This window comes from Streptomyces sp. 8L (genome assembly GCF_020176795.1).
Classification (GTDB): domain Bacteria; phylum Actinomycetota; class Actinomycetes; order Streptomycetales; family Streptomycetaceae; genus Streptomyces.
This window is the reverse complement of the sequence record NZ_JAIUKE010000008.1, coordinates 26,956-53,380: the sequence shown is the minus strand read 5'-3', so window position 1 is coordinate 53,380 and position 26,425 is coordinate 26,956. Positions and strand designations below refer to the sequence as shown.

Here is a 26,425-nt window from a genome sequence, read left to right as displayed (position 1 = left end):
GCCATGTCCCCCAGCCCCCGGCTGGGGGGTGCCCTCAGCACCGGACCCCGCTCAGTGATCCGACCTGATCCAGACGAAAGGCGCTACGCGCCGGTGGCCTCCGTCGGGCAGATCTCGATCGGGCTCATCCGGTCGACCGTCACGTGGACACGATGGCGCAGCGCATTGGCGACCACGCGCGAGAGGACCATCGCCGCGGCCATGTGCTCGGCGCTCTCCATGTGGAGTTCCAGCCGGACGTCGGCGGGCCTCCGGCCCTCGGCGGTCCAGCGGGACTTGATGACCTCGGCCACCTGGGTTCCGAGCCGTCCGGCGTAGCCCTCCCCGTCCGCCACGACTTCCGGGTCCTGGCTGCGCAGCGCCCGCTGCAACCGGTCCAGCTCCTCGGCGGTCATGCCGTCCGGGCCGTCGAACGTGAACGTCTCACTCGACGACGGCTGGACCGAGAGCAACCGCGCGGAGCTGGGGACCACCGGCTGCTCCTGCGGGACGGGCGCCCGGAGCAGGGGCAGCACCGCCTCGGCGGACTCCACGGCCGCGAGGGCCTTGCGGCGCAGCTCGCCGGTCAGGGCGTGCGGGTGGTCGCTCACCCGGACTCTGGAACCCACGGCCTTCACAAGACGGTGAATACGCTCAAGACCGACCTGGGTGGGCGGCTTCCCGAGGGCGAAGTGTCCGAGGACCGTGGCCACCGAACTCGCTTGGTAGGAGCTCAGCGGCACGTCCGCGCCGCCGCCGGTGTGCGGCAGCGGCATTTCGGCGGCCATCGACAGGAACGGCGCGAATCCCGCGACCACGGGGTGGGTGACGATCTGCCGGACTGCGGCCTGCAGATCGCTGTCCGTGCGAGGTTCTCCCCCGTCTCCTCGGACCCGCGTGAAGACCTCCCGGGCAAGCCCCGACAGGTCCGTGGCCACCTTGGCGAGGTCGTCATTGCCGAGCAGGTTGTTCTCGCCGGACGGGCGACGGTTCCTGCCGTCCTTGGTCCAATTCCGGAATTCGAGCAGAACAAGATCGATACCGTCGTGGCTGTCCAATTCTGGAAAGTCCGCCATGCCCACCGTCTCCCATTGGCTGACGACAGTGCCGCTCGCCGCACGACCACGCAGCCCCGTGCTCAGATAGTCGGCCGACGTGCCCGACTCCGCGGGGTTCAGCGCGAAATCCACATATTCTGCGCTCACTTGCATAAGGTCCGCGTAGTCGATCGGGGGCATGTTGAGATTGATCCGCCACTCCTCCAGGTGGCGCCGCAGAGCATCCGTGAAGTAACGCACGATCCGGTCGTGATACCTGTCCATGAACGCACGGGTACGGTCTCGGAGAGCCTGGTGGATGACACCGAACCCGTACCGGGAAGGAGCCAGGAGCAGATTTTTTATCAATCCCTGGTAATCCAGCACACGCTGTGCCTCAACAGCGGCTACGTGATAGAAGAGCAGCCAGTGATACCCCATGACTTCGTCGATGTCCGGCAGCGCGAGAACAAACGGCAGTGCCGGGTTCGGCGCAGCCTCCCAGCCCAGCAGGTCTCTGACGAACTCCGCCGTGATCTGCCGCGCCTCACGTCGCGCCCAGCGGAGGAGCCGCACCTTCAGAGGGACCGGCACAGGGACCGCCCGGTGCTGGTCCTTGCGCTGTGTCACCGCATCGAGGGCAGCGCGCAGACCGGCCGTGGGTACGCCCAGGGTCCACTGAGTGTAGGCAGGGTGACTCGGTCCCGCCGTGCTCGGGTGAACCAGGGCCCGCTGTCCGAGTGGTGTGACGGTCCACCCTTCCCTGCCGCCCAGCAGCTCCGCGAGCGGTAGGGGAATGCCCTGTTCGTCTGTGACACCCAGGCGGCTTCGCACCCATGCCTGCCGCTCAAGGATTTCCCGGGCGGAGGGCCGCTTCTCGTCCGGCAGGGCCCCCATCGGAACCGAAACGACCTCTGAGATCAACTTCCGCACCGGCTGGACGGAGCGCGGGAATTCCGGCATCCGGGCGATTTGCTCCTGCGTGTAGAACCGACCGGCATCGGGGTGCGGCCAGAATGTGCGACCGTCGAGCACCACAGCAATCCCTGGCCCCCTGGCAAGAACCCCCCTTATCTCACCTTCCGGCCCATCCGGCGGGAATTCGATGATGTGCTCGTCCTCGATCTCGAAACCGAGCGCACCATATTCGTGGACGAGCGGCGCGTCGAGCACGGCATGGGCGTCGGACCACGACTCCTGGAACTCCGCTAGCGCCTCCGGCAGGACGCGGCCGGACGCGTCGATCACGATGGCGTAGGCGTCGTTGGCCGGCACCGCCGGCGAGGGCCGCAACTCGCTTCCGGCGCGCGCCTGGAGGTCGACCCACGCCGGGCCGCCGTCCGGCCCCGGCAGGTGATAGAGGCCGAAAGCGTGCCCGAGAGCCTCGCCCTGGCGCAGGGCCAGCACCAGGGCGACCGCGCCCGGCCGGGCTTCCCGCACCGCTGCCCGCACCGGCTCCCACGACGGCACACGTCGCCAGCCCGGGCCCTGCACCAGCCCCGCGCGTACCGCCGCGAGCCCCGCGGCCGAGTCGTCCGCCGCACCGGCCGTCCGGACGCCCCGAGGGAACAACGCGTCCCGGAACGCGGCCAACCGCGGCACGCAGTCCTGCTGGAGCGCGCCGTCGGCCGGAGCGACCGCCGCGGACACCCGTCGCACCGCCGCCCGCAACTGGTCCGGCGTCAGCGCCCTGGAGTCCCGGGCCGACGCCTCGGACGCGTCGGACACCTCGGAGGATGTCCCGGATGACGTCGGCTGCTCCGGCGTCAGCACCTCCCCGGAAGCAGGGGCCGTGGCCGTCGCCGGCCCGAAGACGTCCGGCAGGCGCTCCTCCAGGTCGTCGGCCACCCGGTAGGCACCGCTCGCGTCGGGCTCCTTCTCCAGCGGGAGCATGCCGTACAGGCCGCCCGGCGCCTGCACCCGCAGGATGCCGCGCGGGCCCCGGAACTGCAGTTCCACGTCGAAGCTGTAGTAGCGGAAGCGGCGGGTCTCGATCCGGTTGTCGGTCTCGATGCCGTCCCTGCGGCCTTCGAACTCGGTGGAGTCGTCGGTCGAGACCTCGGCCGGCAGCATGACGAGGAAGGCTTCCTCCCCTGGCTCGCCGCCCGCGGCCTGCGGGCCGAGGTCGAGGACGAAGCCGCCGCTGTTCTTGACCGCGCTCGCGGTCTCCTCGTCCAGCTGGGCGTGCCGCCGCGCCTTGAACACGGCGCCGTCCCTCGGTCCGATCACCTCCGCCCTGCGGATGTTCATGCCCACGCGGGCGGTGCGGTCGCCCGCCCGAAGCCTGCCGCTGCCCGTGCCGCGGGTGATCATGTCGTCACGTCCCACCGGCACCTCGTAGACGTGGGCCAGCAGTTCGAGGACGTTGGGGAGCAGCATGGCGGCGCTGGTGAAGTTCTGGTAGCGCAGGCCGCGCACCGTGCTGAAGTCCAGGCCCGGTATCCGCCAGGCGTCCGGGGCCGACAGGTCGGCCGCCGGCTTGAACGGCGCGGCGGCCAGCGCCGCCCACCGGTGCACCGCCGCCGCCGCGGGGACGGCGAAGGGGTGCAGCGCCTGCGCCAGCACCTCGCGCGGACCGCTGGGCGGCGTCTCGCGGTCCGGGGAGGAGAGGTCCGGCTCCACCGGGGAGGAATGCCAGGCGGGGTCCGTGCCCAAGACCGGCGCGACGACGGGGGCCGGTCCGTCCTGGACCAGGTGAGCCGGTACGAGGACCCGGACGGAACCGGCCTCGCGCGTCTCCCTCGACCAGGCGAACGGCCGCGCCCCGTACCACACCTCGGCCGCCGCCCTGCCGCGTCCCAGCACGTCGGCGCCGTGCAGCACGAGGGACTTCCCGGTCTCCACCGGGACGGCGAGCAACGCGGGCAGTTCGGTGCTGAGGGCGACCTGGACGGTGAAGGACAACGGATACTCGAACTCGTGCGATGTCTTGGGGTTGACGCGGAAGATCTTCTGGTGTTTCCCGGCCTCCTCGTCCCAGCGCTCGACGGCCCGCTGGTAGCCGACGCCGCCCTCCAGTCCGCCGAGACCGGTGTCCCTGCCGCCCTGGACGTGGCCCTCGGCACCCACGGCGTAACGGGTCGTGCGGGACTTCCTGAGGGACAGCACGTCCTGTCCCTGGGCCCGCAGGGTCAGGTCCACCTCCGGACGCGGGCGGTCGGCGGTGTGCGGCGCGACCTGTGCGGTGACCCTGACGCCGAGGTACCTGGTGGCGCCGAACGGCCACGGCAGCGGCAGCCAGCGCACCACTCCGGCGTCGCTCAGCAGCAGCGCGTACTGGGCGCGCAGCGCCCCGTCGTCGAAGGACTTCCCCAGTTCGTCCAGCAGCAGGTTCAGCCGCTCGGCACCCTGCTCCTTCTCGGTCCGCAGGACTCCGCCGGAGCGCAGCACCGCCTTGATCCCGTCCAGCACGTCGTCGCCGCCGTCCAGAAGCTCCGGATAGCCGGTTCCGGGCAGGAGGGCGGGGTGGACGTGGCGCGGCCGGTGCCGCGACGGCGTCTGAAGCGGTGCGAGTCCTGCCGGGGCCGACAGTCCGAGGTCGTGGACCAGCCTCTCGGGCACGAGTGTGTCGAGCGCGTCCCGGACGCGGAGGTAGCGACTGGCCGACGTGCTGCTTCTGCCCTTCCAGCGCACGAGGCTCACCTCGAACACGGGGTCCAGGCGGAAACCGTACTGGGTGCCGTTGTACACGGCCCGGGAGATGAAGACCCCGGCCTGTTCCAGCGCCCTCTGCCGCCCCCACCGCCATTCGGCCTTGGCGTGGACGTGCGCTCCGAAGCTCGCGAAGGGCTTGTCGCGGTGCTCGGCCTCTTCGGTCCCTGTCTGCTCGTGGTCGCCGGCCGACCTGGTGAGCAGTCCCTCTCCGATGTGGGCCAGTGGTCCTGCCGCCACCTCCGGACCGGCGCTCCACCCGTGTTCCCGGCTGCGCTTGTGGTCCACACCGCCCTGGACGTTGTACTCGATCTCGGCGGCCTCGACGGGTTCGAGGAGGCGCGGCCGGTAGCCGCGCAGCCGCAGCCGGATGGCCTGTTTCCTGCCGTCCTTGCCGTCCGGCAGGCTGATCTGACGGCCGGTACCGGTCTCGGGGGCGAAATGTTCGGCGAGCACGGAGGGCCTGCCGACGTCCACGATCGCGCTGGGCCAGTTGAAGCGGTCGTCCGCCCATCGCGCGGGCAGGCCGTTCGCCCGCTGGTACATCTCGGCCGCCATCCGCGGGAGTTCGGGCGCGACGGAGAAGGCGGGAACCACCCCCGCGGTCTTGCCCGCACCGAAGTCGACGAAGTCGTCGTCCGGCCAGAAGAGGAGTTCCTCGGCGCTGCCCGCCAGTTGGACGGTCTCCCGGTCGGGCGGCTGAGCCGGCACGTACTCGTGCGGTACGACGACGCGGGCTACGGTGTCGTCAGGCCGCGGGACCCACCAGGCTTCCCCGGGAGAGGGGTCGGGCCTGTTGATCCACCACCGTTGTGCGCGACCGCCGGACGGCCGCACGGCGAGTTCGTAGACGACGTTGTAGACGTGCTCGTCGACATCCCCCTGGGTCTTGGCCCGCCAGCCGGACTTCACCGTGCCGCCCAGGTCGTGGCTGTGGGCCTGCTCGTAACCTCCCGCGCCGCGCAGCGAGAGGAGCTGCATGCGGACCATGCCCGCGAACGAGCGCTGGACCGAGGCGCCCGCGCCGGTCTTCAGCTCCCACTTTCCACCGCGGTGGCCGGACACCTGGGCGCCCTGCTGGCCCCGCACGTCGACGGACATCGGGTAGCTCTCGGGGTCGCCTCCGATCCGCTCGCGCACATGGACCCGTGCGAAGAGCTGGTAGTCCCGGCCGCCGACGGTGACCGTGTGGTCGACGCCGTACATCAGCCCCGGCAGATCGGTCTCCAGAGCGGCTCGGCCGTACCAGTTGGCGAGGTCCAGGTCGGCCTGCGACCAGTCGGTGCCGCGGCTCGCGGTACGCGTACGCGCCCGGTCCAGTTCCACGAGCTTGGCGCGCAACTGGTCGTGCACGAGTTCCGCGCCGGGCAGCGCGATCTGCGTGCCGAAGCCCTGCCCGCGCCGTGCGGCCAGCGCCAGCGGCTCCCTGGCGTGCGGCTTTGGCAGCGGGGCGTCCAGGAGAGCGGGCCGCCGGTACGCGGAGGCGGGCAGGGGAAGCGCGGCCTCCCGCAGCAGGGCCCGTACGTGCGGCTGTGCGCTCACCGGCCCGTCGTCGGCGGGGACGGCCGCGCGCAGCACCGGAGTACGGACCCCGCCGAGCAGCCGCCGCTCCAGGCCGGCCGCGTCCGAGCGCGGTACGGCGACCTCGCTGTCGACCTCCTCCCGCACGGGGGCGACAGTGTGGGTGGTGGAGCGGATCTCCACGGTGACCTGCTGGCCCGCCAGGTAGCGGCTCAGCAGGCCCTTCTGCTTCAGCACCGTCTGGTGACCGGACTGCTCGGTGATCCGGTGGCCGATGTCGCGCCCGCCGCCGAGGGCCACGGTGAGCAGGGGGGCGCGTCCGGTGGCCGTGGAGCCGCTCCCCGGGGCGCGCAGCCCGGTCACGTCGAAGCCCACGCCGATCGTCGCCTTGCTCGTGCTGTGCCGGCCCTGTCCGATGCTCAGGGTGCTGCCCGAGTCCTCGCGGATCTTCGCCTTGAGATCGCCCAGGTACTGGAGCCGCTCGATCGACCCGCTGACGACGAAGTGGCCTTCGAACGACTGCGGCAGCCCGGCGGCGTTGCGTCCCGCCCGGACCGACACCTTCTCGGAGACGATGCCGTTGCCGCCGAAGAGACGGCTGCGGTCGAGTACCGCCTGCTCGTTGAGGAGGTCGAGTACGTGCTCCATGACGGCCCGGACGGCCGGGGCCGGCAGGCGGGCGCCGAGCAGCCGCCGTTGCAGCGCGGCGGCGACGGGGATCAGGTTGATGGCGTCGAGCACCTCGCGGGCCGCGCTGGGCCGGCGCCTGCGGGTGCCGGTGCCGCCGGTGAACGCCGTGGCCGAATCCGGGCGCGGCGCGTCCGCGCTCGCGATGTCGCGGGGCATGTCGAGCGCCAGGCGGCCGGGGAACGACGGGGCGCCGGCCCTTTCCACTCCGTCGACGAACACCAGCACCCGCACCCCGCCGTCGAAGCGGGTGTGCTTCTTCACATCGAGCTTGCGGCCGAAGACGACAGTGCGCTTCCAGCCGGACGACCTGGTATTGGCGACGCTCGCGGTCAGCCTCGGCACGACCGGAAGGAAGGCGCCGGCGGCCGACGAGGCGATGGAGAGCACGGCCAGCATGGCCGCGTCGACGCCCTTCTCCACCTCGTGCTCCCGTTGGAGGCTCGTGGTCGTGGTGGCGTATCCGGTCCCGTAGACCTGGACATCGCCCTCCTCGGGCTGCCGGGCCGGTACGACGGCGGTGAGCACGGGGCGCAGCCACACCAGTCTCCCGTCAAGCACCAGGGTCCTGCCCCGGTTGAGCAGCCGCTGCCAGGCCTCCTTGGAGTCGGTGGCGAGCAGTTCTCCGAGCGCTTCCCGGACGCCGGCGCGCAGGGCCGGCCCGTCCGAAGGAAGGAGCGTCGCGCGAGCGGCCTGCTCTGCCGCCAGGCCGGGCCGGGTTTCGTCCGCCCAGGGGTGGACCGCGGCCACGGTCGCCGTGCCGAGGGCCCCGCGCTCGATGTACCAGGGCGCCTCGTGCGGTGACGGCTCCGGCGCCGGCTCTTGGCCCTGGCCCTGGTCCTGGTCCTGTGTACGGTCCTGGTCCTGGTCCTGTGTACGGTCCTGCTCCGTCGCCCGCGTCCCGTCGGCCGGGGGGAAGGCGGCCCAGGACGCGGCGTCCTCGACAGCGCCGCGGGGTGCGACGACCGGTGCGGCGAGGAGTTCCGCGACCTCCTCCGCGAACACCGTGTCGTCCTCCGGCCGTGGAGTCGCCGCCTCCGGCATCAGCAGCGCGACCGGCTCCCCGGCCTGCCACGAGGTGTTCTCGCGTATCCACTCCGCCGTGCCCTCGGCGTCCAGCGGCTCTCCCTCGATGACGGCGGTCTCGTTCTCGGCGTCGTACTGCCCGTACACCGCGACGAGAGGGGGCGCGACGGGGCCCGCACCGGCCACCTCGCGGGCGTCGTCGTCGGGAGCCGTCTGCCGGAGGGGCGTGCCGGGCGGGTCGGCCGTGAGCCAGAACTCCGGGTCCGGGTAGCGCAGGTCCCCGGGGGCGGATTCGGCCTTCGCGTTCCTGCCGTCGGCGGGTACCGGGGCGGTCCTGCCGGGTACGAACGTGCGGTACCAGGCGGGCCCGCCGTGCGCGTCCTCGGCGACGTGGACCGCCGTCCGGCTCCCGCCCGGTCCGCCGGGAACGAGAGCGAAACCGCTCTCGAACTGATGGATCGTCATACCCGTCTCGTCAGCGACCTGTTGCAGCACCGGGGTGGTGGCGGTCAGGGACGCCGCCGTGGCACAGGCGGCGGCCGCCATCGTCTTCAGCCCCTCCCGGGCGGCACGGCTCGCGAACGCCTTCAGCCGCGGTCCGTCGAAGACCGTGTCGCCGTGTCCGACCAGCCACGCCTCGCTTCGGGGCATCGGGCGCAGCGCCGGGGTCCGCCGGCCCGCGGGGTCGGTGGACCACTGGTGGTAGCGCTGGAACTCCGGCAGCTTCGGCAGGGCGCCGCGCAGCCGCGCGTAGTCCGTCCCGTTGAGGAGGGCCGACCCGAACCACCGCCCGCTCCCGGAGAAGAGGTCGTGCGCCACGACGGCGCCGGTGTCCCAGAGGCCTGTACCGGGAGGCGTCACACCCATCGCGCTGAGCGCGGGGCCGTTGGCGTACAGCCACACGTGCCCGTCCGCGGCGCTCGCCAGCGGCTGGTTCCGGCTCGCCTCTGGCACCTTGGGCCGGTAGACGGGGGCGGCGGCGGTGGGAACGGTCGCGCGGACCAGGTAGAGCCCGGGTGACCGCTTGCCACCGCCGGCCCGACCGGGCCCGAGGTTGTCGGTCGCGGCGCCCGGGCGGCGGCCGGTGCGCTCGCCTCCGACGGCGAGAGCGGCCATTCCCTCGGTGACCGCTTCGGGCAGCAGCCCCGGGAGGACCGGCTCCCCGGAGAAGGCTGCCAGGTTCCCGTCCGCCTCGGTCGTGGCGCCCGGCCGGATGGTGTGGTCGAACGCGGAACTCGTGCCGGAGCCCTTGGTGGTGGTGCTGGTGTCGTAGACCTGGAGGTCCGACAGGTCCACCTTGATGGTGACCCCGCTCAACGTCTTGCCGTGCAGGGTGATGTGGTGTCCGTCCCGGGCCAGGGCGAGCACGAAGGCGTGGGCGAGGAGGACGGCGTTGGTCTGGTGCATCAGCGGCTCGGCACGGCGGGCGCTGATCAGCGGCCGGCCGGCGTGCGCGGGGTCGGCGTCCAGCAGCAGACCACCGACGTAGTCGTGCAACCGCGGTGCCTGGAAGGGCAGTACGAGGACCAGGGCGTCCCTGGGGAACCCCCGGGTGGCGCCCTGGCTCCACTGCTCGCGCAGCGACACCGACTGCTCGGCGATGGGATCGGAGCCCGCCGCCGCGTGGTATTCGCCCATGTGCACCGTCAGGCGCAGGTCTTCGGCCAGCTCGCGCGGCTCGGAGGTCCAGGTGCTGGACTCGGCCGTGGACTGGCCGAGTGCCTGGGCGGCCTTGCCGCGGACCCCCCGGTGGGCCCAGGTGTGCAGCTGGACCTCCAAGGTCACCGGGTGCACGAAACGGTGGGCGCCGCCGGACTGATCCACGGTGATGGTCTCCTGGCCGCCCTGCTCACGCACCGGCCCGCGGGTGCGGGAGACCGTCCCGGCCGCCGTGGGGTCGAACGGCACCTCCCCCGCCAGCTGCTCCGCGACGAAGTCGCCGGCCGTGCCCAGGCCGGACACGGCGGGCGCCACGTCCGCCGACACGCCCGCACGGAGCGTGTTCGTCGTCGCGGAGCGCGTCTGCGTGGTCGTCGCGTGCGTCGTCCTCGTCGCGTAGTCGTCCAGTGTGTAGTCGTGCGTTCCAGGGCCCAGGGTGAGTTTCACCAGGGCCAACTGCTCCCAGGTGACGCCCTGGTCCCCCTTCTGCGCCTGCGTGGACAACGGCAACCCGCCGTTGAGCGCCTGGTTGAGCAGGCGCGGCAGGCCGCCCGACTCCGCCTGCTCGAAGATCTGCCGTTCGAGCTGTTGGGCCATGTCGATGAACAGCCGCTTCCGCGGGCCCTGCGCGGGGCCCTGCACGTGCTTCGCGCGCCAGGCCGCCAGCGCTCCCTTCAGGGCCTCGACCAGGGCGGTCAGGCCGGCCGGACGGTGCAGGCCGGGCGTGCCGATGCCGTGCCCGATGTCGGCCGGCGGCTGCCACAGCGGCAGGGTGGGGGCCCTGCGCAGCCCCGGACGGGTAAGGCCGCTCGCGGCACGGGCGGCTTCCCTCGCGCGGTGGTAGCGGTCCTGGTCGTCGGGGTGCAGTTTGGCCACCTGCTCGTCCGGCAGGGCGCCCAGCGACGGGAGTTCACTGGCCGGGACCCAGACCACGACCGCGTCGGGAACGTGCCTGACTCTGGCATGCGGGGCGCTCGTCTTCCCGTGCTCACCGGTCGCCGGGCCCGTCCATGCCCGGTCGGCCCCGGCCTGCAGGACCCGGGCCGTGTCGAACACGACGCGGTAGGCGCGGTCGGTGAACGTCGTCTCGGTCCGGGTCCGCACCGAGCCGTCGGAGGAGTCCTTGTGCTCGTGGCTGAAACCCGCCCGCGCCTTGGCCGTGAGGGCCGCCGAGAAGTGCCCGGCCTCGGCCGTGTACCCGGTCTTCGCGCGCACCTCGACGCCCTTGGACCGCTCGTCCGAGGAGGGCAGCTTGGTGGTGGTGATCTCGGTGACGCGGAAGGTCCGGCCCTCCTGCCGGCCGACGATGCGGGGAAGGCGCAGGAATTCACTGATGCTCACGCGCCCGTACACGTCCCGGCCGCCGAGCGGACCGCCCTCGTTGTGGCTCTCCAGCGACAGCCAGTCGGTCCCGGCGCGGGGGTTCGTCGTCGCCACGAACCGGGCCCGGCGGACATCCCGACGCGCCCACAGGCCGAGTGCCATGGGCCCCGGCAGTCCCTCGCGATCCTCGCCCAGTGTCCCCGGCCGCTCCCCCAGCAGCCCGTAGGCCGCTATCCGGAGCATCGTGTTCCGCCAGCCGCCGGCCTCTGGCAGCTCGTCCAGCAGGGCCGCGGCGGTCGACCGCAGGGCCCCGACCGGTTTCATCACCTCCACGTCCGCCGACGCGGGCAGCGCGACACCCTCGCGGACCAGGTCGTCGGGGCTCGCGGGCCGCCAGTCGGTCTCCACGGTGGTCGAGGCGATGTCCTCGGTGAAGTGCTCGGCGCTGTCGGACAGTCCCGGCACGACGATGCGCACCCGGTGCGGCAGGGCCGGATCGCTCCGGAGTTCCTGCCAGTCGTCGCCGCGCGAGGAGTCCCCTGCCCGCACCTGGACCGTGAACGGGTAGACGACGCGGTGCGGGACCGTGTTCCCCTGCCACGCCCGTTCCTGCTCGACCTCGACGGCGATCTCGTCGTGGTGCGCGGCATCCATCGACAGCCGCATCGCGGCCGAGGTCTCCAGCGGTCCGGGCAGCCCGTCGAAGGTCACCTCGGCGCTGGCGGAGCGGCCGTGGCCGCGGCCGGTGTGGCGGGCGGCCCCGGTGGCCGTTCCCATGCCCAGAAGGAGGTCGTCGGCCGGACCGGCGTACCGGCCGTTGTCGCGGTCCACGGTGGCGCGCAGGTAGAGGTGGGTGCCGCCGGCGGACGGAGTGAACATCACCCCTTCGTCGCCGTCCACCAGCGCCGCCGCGTTCCGCTCGGCCCGCAGGAAGTCCGCCAGTTCCTTGGCGATGCGGGCCTCTGCGGTCGCTCCCCTCGCGGACAGCAGGCCCGTGGCCTTGACGGCCTCGGCGCTGATGTCGTCCGCCACTTCCTTGAGCAGTTCGTGGCGCGCGTTGGTGTGGTCGGGGATCGTGGCCATGTCCAGGCCGGCGGGCAGTTCTCCGGGGCTGGCGAGCGTCGAGGGGGAGGAGCTGAGCCACAGCGTGGCGCCGCCCTCCAGCCGTTTCGAGGCCCCCGCGACCGACACCACGTAGGCCAGCGGCGCCTCGTAGTGGTCGAACTCCCCGTGGTAGGTCTCGGACAGCTCCGTGCGGTACGTGAGAACCGCCTCGTCGACCTCCTTGGTATACCGCTCGCCGCTCAGTTCCACCGAGATGCCGGGCAGCGCGAGGTTCGTCAGCGGATCGCCCGTCTCCGCTCCCACCGTGCCGCCCAGACTGTGCCGGTGACCACTGCGGACCGTCTCGGACGCCTCGTCCGTGCGCGTGTACGTCACGCTGCGCTCGCTCCGGTCGGCGAACTCACCGTGCAGTGCGGCGTCTCCCGGAACCGCGCTCCCCGGCGGCGCCAGCGCCACCACGACCTCCTGCCTCTGACCGCCCTTGAACCGGAACGTGGCCCGAGCCGGCTCCCTGAGCATTCCGCGCGCCTCGTGCACCTGGGGCTGGCGCAGCCCCGCCACCCACTGATCGAACGCGTTCCTGTCCTCCTCCGTGGCGAACGCCCCGGCGACGGCGGTCACCGTCCCGGGAAGATCCCTCAGACCGTGGAAGAACGCGTACCGCAGCTTCTCCACGACGCGCTGGGCGGACCGGAACACGTCGGCGCGTGCCTGGGCCCCCGCTCCGGCGGGCAGCCGCGGATAGCCGAGGGCGACATCCGCGTGGGAACCGGTGCCGGTCCTTGGCCTCGGCCAGGACAGCTCCATCGGCACCGTCACCCGGTCCGTCACCCGGGCCCCGCGCTCGCCCACGGACATCTCGAACGTCACTTCGTGGGAGCTGATGTCCGCCGCCACGCCCGACTCCGAGGCGGACACCGCCTCGTGGACGCTGCTGCGGGCGGTCACCCCGTGCTCCCGGGTGTCGCCCGCGAGGCCCGCCGACAGCGTCACACCCGGGTGCACCGGCACCTTCACCAGCGACAGCGGGTCCACCGCCGTACGGTCCGCCCGGTCGCTGGACTCCTGTGACACCGAGGTGACCCGACCGCCGCGGGCCCGTTCGCCGGTCGACTCCATCGGGCCCCCGGTGGGCGGGGCGATGCCCGCCACCTCGATCGTGACCCGCCGGCCGGCGATCCGCAGGGCCGAGCCGTCGAGCGCGGCCCGGAACACGTCTCCCATGCCCTGGTCCGTCACCGCGTCGGACACCCCGTCGGACGCGCCGAGCAGGCGCACGAGCCCCTCCCGTACCGCCGTGGCGTCGGGAACCTCGGCCACCGCGGGAACCTCCCGGCGGGCCCGGCCAAGCCATCCCTCCGGCTCCACCGCGACCTGCCGGCCCACGCCCGCGGCGGAGGCCCCCATCTGCGCGAGCGTGCGCACCAGGAACCCGGCGAAGTCCTCCTCCGGGGCGACGGGAGCCCGCCTCAGCCCCAGCGCCTCCAGGGCGCTACGCACACTCGAACTCCTGCGGCGGTGCGTGGAGCCCGACTGTGCCGAGCCGCTCCGCGGCCGGCGTGCGGCGTCCGCCGGGGACAGTCCACTCGAACTCGGCCGCTGCTCGGCCGCCGGGGCCACGTTCGGGGACAACCGCCTGGAGCTGGGCCGCTGTTCGGCCGCGAGCTGCGTGCTCGGGGAGGGCCTGCGGGAATCGGACCGCTGCCCGGACGGCGACGGCGTGCCCAGTGACGACGGTCCTCCCCGGGAGCCGGCCCTGCGTTCGGAACGCGGCGCGCCGCCCTTGAGGCCGCTCGCGGCCATCGCCTGTCGCGGAGCGGCGAGCGAGGGGGCAGCCGTGGCGATGGACTGCTGCGAGAGGACTGGCTCGGGGACGACCGTCTCGGACCGAGGCGTGCCGGCCACGAGCGAAAGGTAGGGCTCGCCGTCCTCGTCGTACGCCGTCTTCCGCAGGTCGAGGGCAAGATCGGCGCGCCCCGGCAGCAGGGCCCGCCGCAACGACGGATCGCCCGCGGCGAAGGACACGTCACGCGCGGCCGAGCCCTTGACCGCCACCAGCGCCCGGCGCCATCCCTCGCCGGGAGCGGGCTCCATGGTGGCCAGCGCGTCCTCCGCGCTGCGGTACGCCAGCTGGAACCTCGGCAGGCTCAGCACGTCGGGCACGTGGAATCCCTGTCCCCGCTGCGCGGGCGTCCAGAAGGCGACGTACACCGGCTGGTCCGAGGGCAGCGGCGGCAGGACCGCCAGCGCCTCGCCGAGCATGCCCTGGACCCTGCGGAGGTAGGGCCTCAGCGACGACACCCGCTCGATGCACCACCGCGTCAGCTCGGCCCGGGCAGCGGAGTGCGCGTCACTGTCGGGGTCCGTGCTCGTGAGCGTGCGTGCAAGCCGCGCGAACCCTCTGTCGGCGGACAGCATGAGAGAGAAGTCGTGGGAGTCGTCGGTTAGCGCCTGCTGAACCGTGTCGCTGAGTTCCTCGGCCAGTTCGCTGTCGCTCCCGCCCGCTCCGGGGTCGTCGAGGTTGGCGTGCAGCAGGGCGTGGTCCGGCGCGTGGGTCGCCAGGAACAGCGCGGTCAGGTGATTGGGGAGCAGGCCGTCCAGTGACTCCTCGGGGTGCAGCCCGGCCCATTCCCGCAGCGCCGCGTGCCGTGCGGCCCAGGTACTTGTGCCGACGTGGGAGGCCAGCGACCCGGGAACGGGCGGCAGGGCCCCGGCCGGGGCGAGGGTTCGGACGGCCACATCCAACCCCTCGGGGACCGCGATGCCTCCGGTCGCGTCTTCCCCGATGCGCGCAAAGCGCACCAAGTGATGAGGTGGCAGCCAGTCGTTGCCGTACCTCCGCCTCCGCTCGTCCTGGCTGCCCGTGAAGGGCGACAGTTCCTTGTCCACCCAGTCGTACATGAACGTGGCGCCGGCCAGCAGGGCTTCCTCGAGCTCGTCGGCGTTGACGTCCCGCCGGTGGAACGCGACGTTCCGCACGTAGTCATCGAGGATCTCGGCCAGTGTTCGTGCCGATGTCGCCAGCCGCCAGCCGATCACCGCTTTGAGCAACCGCATGTGCCCGCCGGGGGCCCCGACTGCCTCGTGCGCATCGAACAACGGCTTCAGACTTTCGTAACTACCGACGCGCAGGAACAGACCACGGGTGACAGCCAGGTCGTTCTGGACACTGGCGGCGTATGCGATGGAATGCTGCCGGGTCCCTCGAACACGGATGACCGCCCGGTATATCCCGTTCATCACGTCGGCCACCGACCTGCTGACGGCAGGCAGGACGACGTTGTACGCACCTGAGCCCGCGAGCTGCTGGGCGAACCGGTGGGCGAAGTCAAGCAGTTCGGAGCGGCGGCTGAGAGCGGATCCGATCGCCGCCTCGTGTCTGAGGGCCGCCTGCTTCCACCCGGGCGCCGCGTACCACTGGCGGCTGGCCGCTTCCTGGTCGGCCAGGCGTCCCGGCGTGCCCGTGCGCTCCTGAGCCGCTCGCGACGGCTCCCAGGTGAACGTCTTCCACTCCGGGGCAGGCCCGGAGTCCTGCTCGTACAGCGCGACCGCGTCCCTCCACGGCGATCCGAGCATGACCTTGCCGACCGGGAGGGTGCCGGCGATGACGCTGCTCTCCGTACGCTGCAGAGTCGCAACCTGCTCGCCGACAGAGGTGACGCCCGGGGCGTCGTTCGCGGCCCAACACACCATCATCATCCGGGGCGTGGCGCGGTCGAGGCCGAGCCGCTGAATCAACCGGTCGCCACTGCGGGCAGCCGACAGGCCGCTGGTGACCTTGATGCCCTCACGAGTCGAAGTCGCGTAAGTGCCGACGTTGCCGTGGGAGGTCCAGACGACGAAGCGGGGGGCTCCGGCGGTGTCGAAGCCGGTGGCGACGGGAGTCGGCAGGACGCCGGCAGGGGCCGAGGGGTCCATCCTTCTGACGACATACTCCGGCGTCTCGGGCATGGTCCGGTAGAAGTCCTGATACTGGAGCCAGACGTCGCCGCTGATGGCGGCCTCGCCGTAGAGGACGCCCCTTGCTGTGCGGATCTCCCTGGTGGGTGTCTGCCGCCGCCAGACCAGGGCCTCCTCGGGCTCGGCTGGCTCCAGGGTGACCAGCTGGTACGGGCGGCCGACCGCCGCGTCGTAAACGACCTCGCGTGAGATCTCGATGTAGCGCGACGCGTCGGGGAAGACCACCTGGTCGTGCGGGTTACGGGCGAACGCCGCGAACGCGTAGGCGCCAACCGGCCTCTCCACCTGGTAGACGACGGGACGCCCGCCGGACCGTTCGACATTCCGGAAGGCGTCGCGCACCGCGGAGCCGGACTTGGTGGTTGCCTGGAACAGCGTAGGCAACTGCACATTCCCACCGGTGCGGGGCGCATCCCCCGATTCCGCGACCCCCCACAGCACCGGTGCCTCGTACTCGGGCAGGCCCGCGATCACCGCCCGCCGCGCCATCTCCGCATGCTGGGCGATCTCTGCCAGCAAAGCGTCTGTGGCAACAGTGTCGGCCACGGCCCGTGCACTTTCCTGCGTCCATTTCCAGGACTGGTGCACCAACTTCCTTACTTCTGGCGCGCGAAGCAGGAGGAGGGGCAGAGTGGCAGGCATCACTCCGTGTTCACGTGCCGGTCGCAGTCTCTCCAGCAGGGACTGGATCAGGTCGCGCAATGCGTCCCGGCCGCCCGCGACGACGGCCGGGGCCATCAGGGCGGCATCGGCCCCCCCGAGCAGGAACATCGCGATCAGGTATCCGGGCTTCACGGTGTTGGTGTGGCGGCGGTTCTCACGCCTCCACCGCGCGAATGCCTCCCGACGGCGCCAGGAGGCGTCGCTCCGGCCGGAGAGGGGCACGAAGTCGCCCGCGCCCATGAGGTCCTCCGCGAGACCCTCGATGCCGGCTCCCCGGTCTCCGCCCGGGGACAGCAGGTCCCGCGCCCACTCCTCGTAACGCACCTCGTGCGGGAACCGCGACAACGCGTATGCGAGCGCCTTGTCACCTGCCAGTGGCCCCTGCCACATCTGGTGTTGAGGATCGAACAGGAACGGCACCAGGCCGTACAGCTGAGACGCGTCGGCCTCCACCGAGTCGGCCGTACGCAGATCCGGCTCCATCCAGCGAGGCGGAACCGCGTGATCGACGTCCACCACGCCCGCCCGCTGCGCCGCGCCGAGCAACTGCCCCAACGCGGGCGCGTCGTCGTCCGCCAGCACCCACGCCAGCACTGCGTTCCGGAAATTCAGTGCGTTGCCGTCGAAGGGCACTGTGTACCTGCTGGGAGCGACGCGGACACCGATCTCCTGATGCACCAGCAGCAGGGTCTCGACCAGGCCAGTTATTGCCGCCTTGGCGTCCTGGTCCTCGGGGGCGATCGGATACCCCAGCTCCACCAGCCGCTCGGTCAGCGCAGGGTCCTCATCCCTCGGCTGCAGCAGGCCCTGCCAACCGGCGTAGAGCGTCGCCCCCCGCGCCACCGCCTCCATCACCGACGACAGAGCGGGAGCCGGCTGCGCTCCGGGATCAAGCAGCGCGTCAAGCGCCGCCTGCGGATGCGCCGGCCGACTGCCCTGGCCGGGCCGGGGAAAGAAGAACGGTGCGTGGTTGCCCTTCCCGACATGTTCCTCGACCTTCTCGGCGAGCCGTGCCAGTGTGGCCCGTGCGGCCCGCAGCCACATGGGATCGGCCTCCAGCACCCGGCCGAGCGCCTGTTCGTACCCCCTCGCGGTCTCCAGCCACTTGGTCCGGTTCTCACGATCCCCGAAGTACAGCGACGGAAACAGCGCCTTGGCCTTCGGCGTGGGAGAGGAGGCGCCGGTGTGAAGCGCACTCGCCGGCGAGACGTCCGAGCGGGCGGACGCGCGGCGCGCGACGTTCTCCCCGATCTGGTCCGCGATGTGGTCCAGCACGATCTGCTGGGCCAGCATCCTGAACGTCGCGTTCTTAAGCCCCTGCCGGGCACGGAGGTACGGGTAGCCCTCCTTGAGTTCCCCGGCGCTGAACGCGCCCGTGGGCAGATGGTTCCTGGCCAGCTCCGCGTTGACGTCGGCCAGCAGGATCTCGGCGTCCGCATCGCTCAACTCGGCTCCGGCGACCGGCTCGGGAACACGGACCTCCTCCCGGTCGGGGAACACCGACGCCGTCACGTCGGCGCCTTCCTCGCTCTCGGTGCGTGCCGCCCGCGACGGCTCGCCCGCCTGGTATGTCCCGCCGCGCAGGCCCCGTCCGGGGGTCGGCTCCTGGGCGGCGACGGCCGCGCGGCGCGCGTGGTCGTTCCGGACGAGCCGGTCGGCGATCTCGCGTGCGTTCCGCAGGCCCTCCGGCCGGGCGTGGTCGACCCGCCGCAGCTCCTCCAGCGCCGGCAGGGACAGGTCGGACCGTCCCAGCTTCGCCAGCTCCGAACTCACCTCCAGCCGCAGGGCCTCCTCCCGGGGAAGGACACCCTGCCGGGACGGCCGTGCCTCCAGGTACTCGTAGGGCTCGCCGGTGCCCACGTCCCGCATCAGGCCGTAGGTCGTGACCGCGACCTCGGTGTCCGACGGGAAGAGTGCCTGGCCCTGCTCCGGACGGCCGGCGGCGAACGCGACGTCGCGGGCGCCGGACCCGTGGACGCGGACCACGACACGATGACGGCCGGGGTAGGAGGCGGCCAGTCCGCTCAGCGCGTCCGGAAGACTGCGCACCGCCATCTGGAACGCCGGGATCGTCATCAGGTGGGGCCTGAGGGGAGGTTGGCCATTCGTGGGCGAGTCCCAGTAGAAGCCGACATACACCGACTGCCCCTCGGGCAGCGCCGGCAGCTTGGCCAGTGCCTCGGCGAGCATGCCCCGATGAACCCCGGCCTGCGAGCGCACGTCGCGGGCCATCGTCTCGGTCATGCGGATCAGGCGTTGCCGGACATCCTGGTGCTGGGGGTGCGCCGGCTCCCGCAGCGCGGGGTGAAGGGTGAGTTCGTGGAAGGCCGGCTTGTCCGTCAGGAGGAGCGGGAAGTCCTGCGAGCCGGTGTCCACCAGGCCCGCGACCACTGCGGACAGTTTCTTGCCGAGATCGGCGTCGCTCGCAGCGGCTGTCCCGTGGCCTGCAAGGTCCGCGCCGAGGGTGCGCAACAGGCGGTAATCCAGCTCGTGGGTCGCCAGGTACAGAGCGGTCAGATGGGCGGGCAGCAGGCGGTCCAGCGGCGTACCCGAGTGCGTCTGCGCCCACGCCCGCAGCGCCGCGTGCCGCGGCGCCCAGCTCAACGCCCCCACCTCCTCCGCCTCCTCCTCGGGGACCGGCGGCAGATTCACGGCCGGTGCCAGGGCCCGTACGGCCGTGACCAGCCCCTCCGGCACCTCGATACCGTCGGTCGTCTCCGCGGTGAATCCCGGCGAGTACATCTGGTGGTGCGGCGGCAGCCATGCCTCGTCGTAGATACCGGTGAGCGCCTCGTGATCTCCCGTGAACGGTGAGAACGCCGTACGCACCCAGTCGTAGACGTCCACGGCGTCGCCCAGCAGGGCGTCGCGCAGGCCGTCGACGTCGATGCCCCGGTCGTCGTCCTGGGCGACGTTCACGGCGTAGTCGTTGAGGATCTCGGTGAGGGTGCCGGTGCCGGTGGACAGCCGCCAGCCGATGATCGCCGCCAGCAGCGGCCGGTGGTCGTCCCGGGCCGTGTTGGCATCCTGCTTGTCGAACACCGCCGCCCGCTGCGCGTCGAACAACGGTTTCACACTGCTGTACGATCCCGCGCGGACGAGCATGCCGCGCACGGTCAGATAGTCCTCCCGCTTGTCGTCGTCCTCGGCCAGACGGACCCTCCGTTCCCCGTCGACGGCATGGACCGTGGTCTCGATCGCGGCCATCACGTTCGCGAGCGTGGTGATGTCCGGAACGTCCACCGGATAACCGCTGTCGATCAGCGCGTCGGCCAACCGGACCGCGAAGTCGATCCGTTCGTCATCGTCGCCGAGGGCCGCCCCGATGCTCTGCTCGTGACTCAGGGCGACGGTTTCCCAGCGGGGGGTCGCGTACCACAGGTGGCGCCCCGACTCCTGGCCCGCGAAGGGCAGCTGGGCCCGTTCCTGGGTGACTGTGGCGGCCGCCTCGCCCGTGAGTCTGTACCAGTCGGGGTCCGGGCCACCCTTCTCGCCGGCCAATTCCAAGGACCGTTGCCGCGAGGCTTTGTGCGTCCTCATGACAACTAGGACGTTGGCTGCAACGACAGAACCTCCCGCGCGCCGGTCGGCCGCCTTCTGGGCAGCGGACCGGGCGCCGGCACCACCGTGGGCTGCGTGGCAGACCACCAGCAGCTGGCTCGTGGTGGACGGGTCGAGACCGAGCCTCCGGGCTGCCTGGTCACCACGGCGCCCCACACCGGTACCGCTTTCGAACGCAACCCCGTACGGGGTGTACGTCTCCACCCGTTTCGGTGCGCCATGGGACATCCATACAACGGTCCGTGGCCTGCCGTTGGCGTCGGCCCCCACTCTGACGGGAGGAGTGGGCAATTCCTGCTCACGCTTCCCGTCCTTCGGTGTGCGGACGTAGCGGGTGACGTGGGGCAGCGCTTGGTAGAACGCCTTACGACCCTGCCAGTCCGGACCGCTGTGGGAGGCGAGGCCGAACTCGACACCCGCGCTGCTGACCCGCCGGGTGATGACCGGCTGGTTCCACGCCGGCCCCGTGTCCTGTTCGACCTGTGTGACGGGAACGAGGACGTACACGCGGCCCGATGCCACGTCCCGAAGGAGTTGGGGAGCTCCTTCATGGAACGTCGTGGCGCGTGGAAACACCACCTGACCGCGGGGGAGTCTGCCGAACGGCTCGATGTTGCGGGCATCCACCGGCTTGTCCAGACGGTAGACCACTGGGTGCCCGCCGTAGCGGTCGGCTGCCCGGAACGCGTCAGCGACCGCCGTAGCGCCGCCGGAGACCGCCTGGAACAGCGCCGGCCGGCTGAGCGTTCTGCCGACTCCCACGGTAGCGGGATGCGAGTCGAGAGGCCCAGGCGCCGTTTCCCCCCACAGTACCGGCTCTTCGACCTCGGGCAGGTTCAACAACAGCGCCTGCTGCGCCATCTCCACGTGCTGGGTCAGTTCCGTCACCAGGTCGTCCGTGGCCAGCTTGTCGGCCACATCGGACAGGCGCTCGTCTGTGCGCAGTCCCGGGTCCCTGATCAGCTCGCGCACGGCCGGCTCACGCAGCAGGACGAGTGAGAACGACTTGGAGGCACTCCCCCGACCCCGTCCTGACAACTGGTCCAAGATCACTTGCCTCACCCGGTTCTTCGCACCCGCGGCGGGTGTGACGCTCGCCATCAGCGCCGCGTCCTCACGACCCAGCAGGTACAGGGCAGTCAGGTGGGCGTCCGACGGAACCTGGAAGCCCCTGCGGTGCTGCCGCATCCATCGGGCAAAGGCCAATCGGAGTCGCAGCCAGTCCTCATGAGACTCGTCGTTGATTACGAAGCCCACACCGCGCTGCGCGAAGCCCGTCCTCAGAGCCTGGGCGTCCGACCCACCGGTGTTTTCCGGATCGAGCAGATTCGCGGTCCACCGAGCCGCGTACCTGATCTCGTGAGGCGTCTGTGTCAGAGCATCCGGGACAGCTCCCCCCGAGCTCTCTGCCTGACGCACGGGGTCAAGCAGAAGGGGCACCAGGCCATAAAGCTGCGACGCGTCGGCCTCCACCCCGTTGACCGCGCGGAGATCCGGCTCCATCCATCGCGGCGGCGCCGCGTCGTCGGTGTCCACCGCTCCGCCCCGCTGCGCAGCCCCCAGCAGTTGCCCCAGCGCCGGCGTGTCGTCCTTCTGCAGAATCCACGCCAGTACGGCGTTTCGGAAGGACAGAAGGCTGAAGCTGTCCAGGTAGCCAACCGCCTCCGGTGACTCCCCGACACCGAGGTCCTGATGGACTCGCATCAGCGTCTCGACTTGGCCGATCAGCGCCGTCTTCTCATCCGCGCGCTCGGCAGTGATCGGGTACCCCAGCTCCACCAGTCGCCCGGTCAGCGCCGCATCAACGGAAGCCGCTTCCGGCAGATTACCCAGCGCAGCATAGACTTCCGCGCCCTCACGCACCGCGTCCATCACCGCGGACAGGCTGGGGTCGCCCTCCCCCGCCCCGAGCAAGATCGCCAAATGGGTAACCAGGTCATCAGGCTCTCGCTGATCCAGCGGGGAGAAGAAGAGCCGTTCCCAGGAGCCGCCCCCGGCCATGTGGGGGACGCGGTCCATGAGCCGTCGCAGGACGGCCTGCGCCGCCTCCAGCGACTCGGGGTTGGATGCCATCGCCCGGCCGACGGCCCGCTCGTACCGCGTCGCGGCCCTGAGCCATTCCGCCCGGTTCTGCTCGTCCCCGAAGTACAGGTCGGGGAAGAGCGCCCTGGCCTTCGGCTCCGAAGCGGCCTGGACGGACCGAGGCGCGGCCTGCCGCACCGCGCTCGGCTGCCACTGGGCCGAGTCGGGCGCCATGGGGTCGCCGCCGACCCGCGGCCGCCGGACGGTGGAGGTGACGGAGGCGGAGGCGGCCGAGTCCGGGAACGCGTCGATGATCGACGCCAGACGGAGCAGGTGTCGATCCCTCAGGCCGCCCTGGGACAGACCTCCGCCGGCCAGCTGTTGCCCGCCGCCCCCCTTGGCCTCCTCCTTCTCCGCGGCCAAGTCCGCCGGATCGACGGGCCGGGTGAAGTCGCCCATGAGGCTGCCGTCGACATGCAGCAGCGGCCCGTCGTCCGCGTCCCCCTGCCGCCGGGACTCGTCCGGCATGCCGAGCTGGTGCCCGAACTCGTGCGCGCCGAGGCCGGGAACCAGGTCCACGGCCTCGTCCTCGGCGTTGCGTCCGACGAGGTGGAGCGGCAGCCAGTCGTGCGACGCGGGCCCACTCTGCGGGTCGGGTTCGAACACCCCCGGCACCCAGTGCGCGTCCGTGTCCTCCGTATATGCCACCCGGACCGGGGTCACGTGCAACCGGGAGCCGTCCGGCCGCTGTTCCCCGCTCGGCAGCTGATGACCGGGCGCGTTGAACCTCTCCTCGATCCCCTCGCCCATCCGCTGCCACAAACGGGTGACATCCGCGGGCGGGAACGCTTCGGCGTTGGAGAACGCCGTACGCACCTCAAGGTCCGTGAACGCCTCACCGTCCACCGAGAACTGCCGCCTGTCGAACGCCGCGTGCACCGTCGTCGGCGACAGCCCGCCCGACGCGTCCCGGCTCAGGGCGAAGGGATTCGTCCACTGGTGCTCCACCCGTACCGGCACCGCCGCGTTCCGCGCCGCCCACCAGCGCGCACCGCCCAACTCCTCCACACCGCTCAGCACGGCCCGCGGAACACCGCCCGGCGCCCCCGTCCGCCACCGCGGCACGGCGGGCACCGCGTCCACCGGCCCGGCGATGCCCTTCGCCTTCTGTGCGGCCACCACCTGCTGCACACTGTCCGGCCCCATCGGTTCCCCGCCGCGCCGGGCAGCGCGATCGGCCGTACCGCCCGGGACCCTGGACGGGCGTCCTGGGTGACTGCGCCGCAGCGAGCCGTAATCCTGTCCGACTCTCTCGATGTCCTCGGGGGCCGGACGCAGGAGGCGACCAGCTGCCGGGAAGAGGTCCCTCGCGACCTGGGTGATCTCCTTCTGGTGCTGGTAGGAGACGGCGGCGGTCACGAACTCCTGCTTGTAGTAGCGGACTTCCTGAACGACCAGTTCGACGGTCCCATTGGTGTCATCGAGGCCAGGCACGGTGTTGCTGGTGGTGATGTCTTCCATGGTGACCTCGCGGCCACCGGTCCCCAGGCCTGTGCGCAGCAGGTCCTCGACGCTGAACTCCGTATTGAACAGCTCGAACCCCAGAGGGAATGCCTCGGCACCCGGACTCGGCTGCCGACCCTGAACCGCCTCGTACCGTTCCAGCAAGTCCGGAATCCTGCCGCGTATCCGCGCGTCGAACTCGGCGAGGAAATTGTCGGCGTCGAGAGCCGTAAACGCCTGTGCTCGTTGGGGCAGGGCGCCGAACAACTCCGACGGATCATGCCTGGGCAGTACAGCGATGTACCGCTTGTCCGAATCATCGCCTACTTGCGTGTTGACGGCCATGGCAGCCAGCAGATACATGAGCGCGTAGTGGCCCCGGAGTTGCTGTACGGCGGGGTCCGGAGTGCCGACAAGGCGGCGGGCATCCGCCACGACTTCCGCGTTGACGTACCCGAGGACGGTGCGGGCGATGAAGCGGGCCGCGCCCTCGTCGGCGAACGCCAAGGCGTCACCGAGGTGCGCACGGGTGTGGAAACCGACCCGCTCGTCACGCCAGGTGTGTTCGTGGATGTACTTCAGGAAGGGGTGTGTGACGGCCAACGGCACGCCGATGTTGTGCTGGTCGTGGGAGCCGGACGGTGCTCCGATCGGCCGCGGGCCGATCGTCGTGGCCCCGCCCAGCTCCGTCAGGCGCCATCCGGGCGGCAGGATGTCCGCCAGGGGTCGGCTCGGTCCGCTTCCCGGCTCGTCGGTGATGCCCTCGAAAGCGCGCTCAAGATCTTTTTCGAGCGAGTACAGCTCTTCGCTCTCGGCACGGTCCTCCTCTCCCTCATGGACCCGGGACACCCCGAAGATGGGCTCGGGAACGGCCACCTTGACCTTGAAGCCCGGAATGTCCTCGTCGTCGACCTCGGTATCGGAGGGATGGCCCAGCGCCGACAACGCGTCCTCGCGCCGCCAGTAGAACTCGCCATGCGGCCCCCGGTACACGCCCTTTTCCTCGACCACGATGAGAGCCGAGTCCGGATCAGGTCCGTAGGCCAATGCCACCCCCCTGACCTCGGAGACGTCCTCACCGGCGATATGCATGACATGGAGGTACTCCTTCTCCCTCCCGTACCCCCAGCCGGTACCCGTCGGGGGCTCCTTGCCCGCGACCAGATGGGCGATGATCTCGCCCTTGTCGTGGACGATCCGGTTCTGCCTCCCAGGAGACAACTCGTCGTGCCGGCGGGCCACTTCCTCGACACTCACCTCACCGTGGCCGGGCACCAGCTCGCGCAACACCGTGTTCACCCGCCGCACCAGCTCCGGGTCCCAGCGCGGCCCCTGACGCACCTCCTCCGGCTCGGGCTCCTCGTGGACGGGGGCGGGGCCGGCGGGCTCGATGGCGTCGGCCGGTCCTGTCCCTGAGTGATCGGTCCGGGTCTCGCTTTCACCGACCGGTCGGCACGCCTCGGGGGCGGAAGCCACGGGGTCCCCGGAGAACGCGGACGCGGCGGGGGCCTCGGAAGGCGCGAAGAGGTCCTCGCCCGGGAGCCGATCGGTGTCGGATCGGGGTGTCCGGGAATCGCCGTGTGCCGCGACGTCGCTGGGATCGGTCCTGAAGGCGTCCGGTGTGCCGTGCCCGTCGCCGGCAAGCCGGCCGGTGCCGGGCGCGGAGTGCCGGCCCGCCCCGGTGCGGGCGCCGGCGGGCTGTTCTGCCTCCTCGGGAATGCGGAGCCGGGGGCCGACGAACTCAGTGTCCTCCGGCGAAGACCCGACCTGGGGCCCCCGGGCCGCGGCGGGCGCCGCCAGCGGTTCCGGCGGCACCTGGCGTCCCGCCGTCATCGGCGGTGCGGTGTGCGGGCCCTGGGCGGACTGCTCCGCGGACGGGAAGGCCAATTGCCTCAAGTCCGGTGGCGGGTCGATCTGCCGGAGATCGGGGTCCAGCTCGATCGACATGAAAAGAGAGCCGTCGTAGAGCGGCTGATCGCTGACCCGCCCGAACTGGCCGTCGATCCAGGAGACGCGACCCTCGTGGTTGACCGCGGTGACGTGGTGGGGATTTCCGTTCAGCAGCAGGAAGGCGACGACAGCGGAAGAGCCGTGACCAGATGCCTTCAAGCGGTCTGTCACGGACTGCCAGGCCCGTTCGGCGCCCGCGCTGTGCGTCCGCCACCGGGCGTTCAGCCACTGCGCCGTCCGGGAGTTCCCACTGCTCCTGCTCTCCTGGTCATGCGGACTCCGCAGAGCGGCGGCTACCGTGGGCCGACCGTGCCAGGTCGCGATGACACTGCGGGAAACCTCCACACAGTTCGCCAGGCGGGCATCTGAACGGCGCCCACCGGGCCGGGGAGGCTGTCCGTTGACACGCTGGACCCAATCCGCCGACCCCATGTCGGTGGCAAACCTGTTCCGCGGAACGAGGCGGTTGCGTGTCCGGATCGGTGCTGCCAGGGCGAAGGTGAAACGGGACCTCGGATCGGGGAACCGCTCATACGTGCCGTCCGCGTTCCGCGGTGCCACTCGCTCCAGAGCCGCCTGCTCATGGTCGGACGGGCGCACCAGCCAGCCCGACGCGTAATCGCCTTCCCTGAACTCCCGCAGTGTGTCGGGCGGGAAGTCCGTATGCGGCTCGTGCTCCTGGGCGGCGAGGTGTCCGGTGGGCTGCTGGGACGCCTCGGCGTGGTTCATCGGCGGCCCGGCCACAGGCGACGAGTACGCCGTGCCCGGCCGGAGCTCCTCGTGGGCGCCGGAACCAGAGGGGCCCGCGACGGTCGCGG

General features: G+C 71.5%; 1 protein-coding gene. It reads right to left on the bottom strand.

Annotated features, from left to right (window positions below; translation table 11 throughout):
* Nucleotides 1-83 precede the first annotated feature (83 nt).
* Nucleotides 84-26,039 (bottom strand): toxin glutamine deamidase domain-containing protein, encoded by a 25,956-nt coding sequence (locus LCE31_RS01005; protein ID WP_225012012.1) that lies wholly within the window; start codon nt 26,037-26,039, stop codon nt 84-86.
* Between the last annotated feature and the right edge of the window lie 386 nt (nt 26,040-26,425).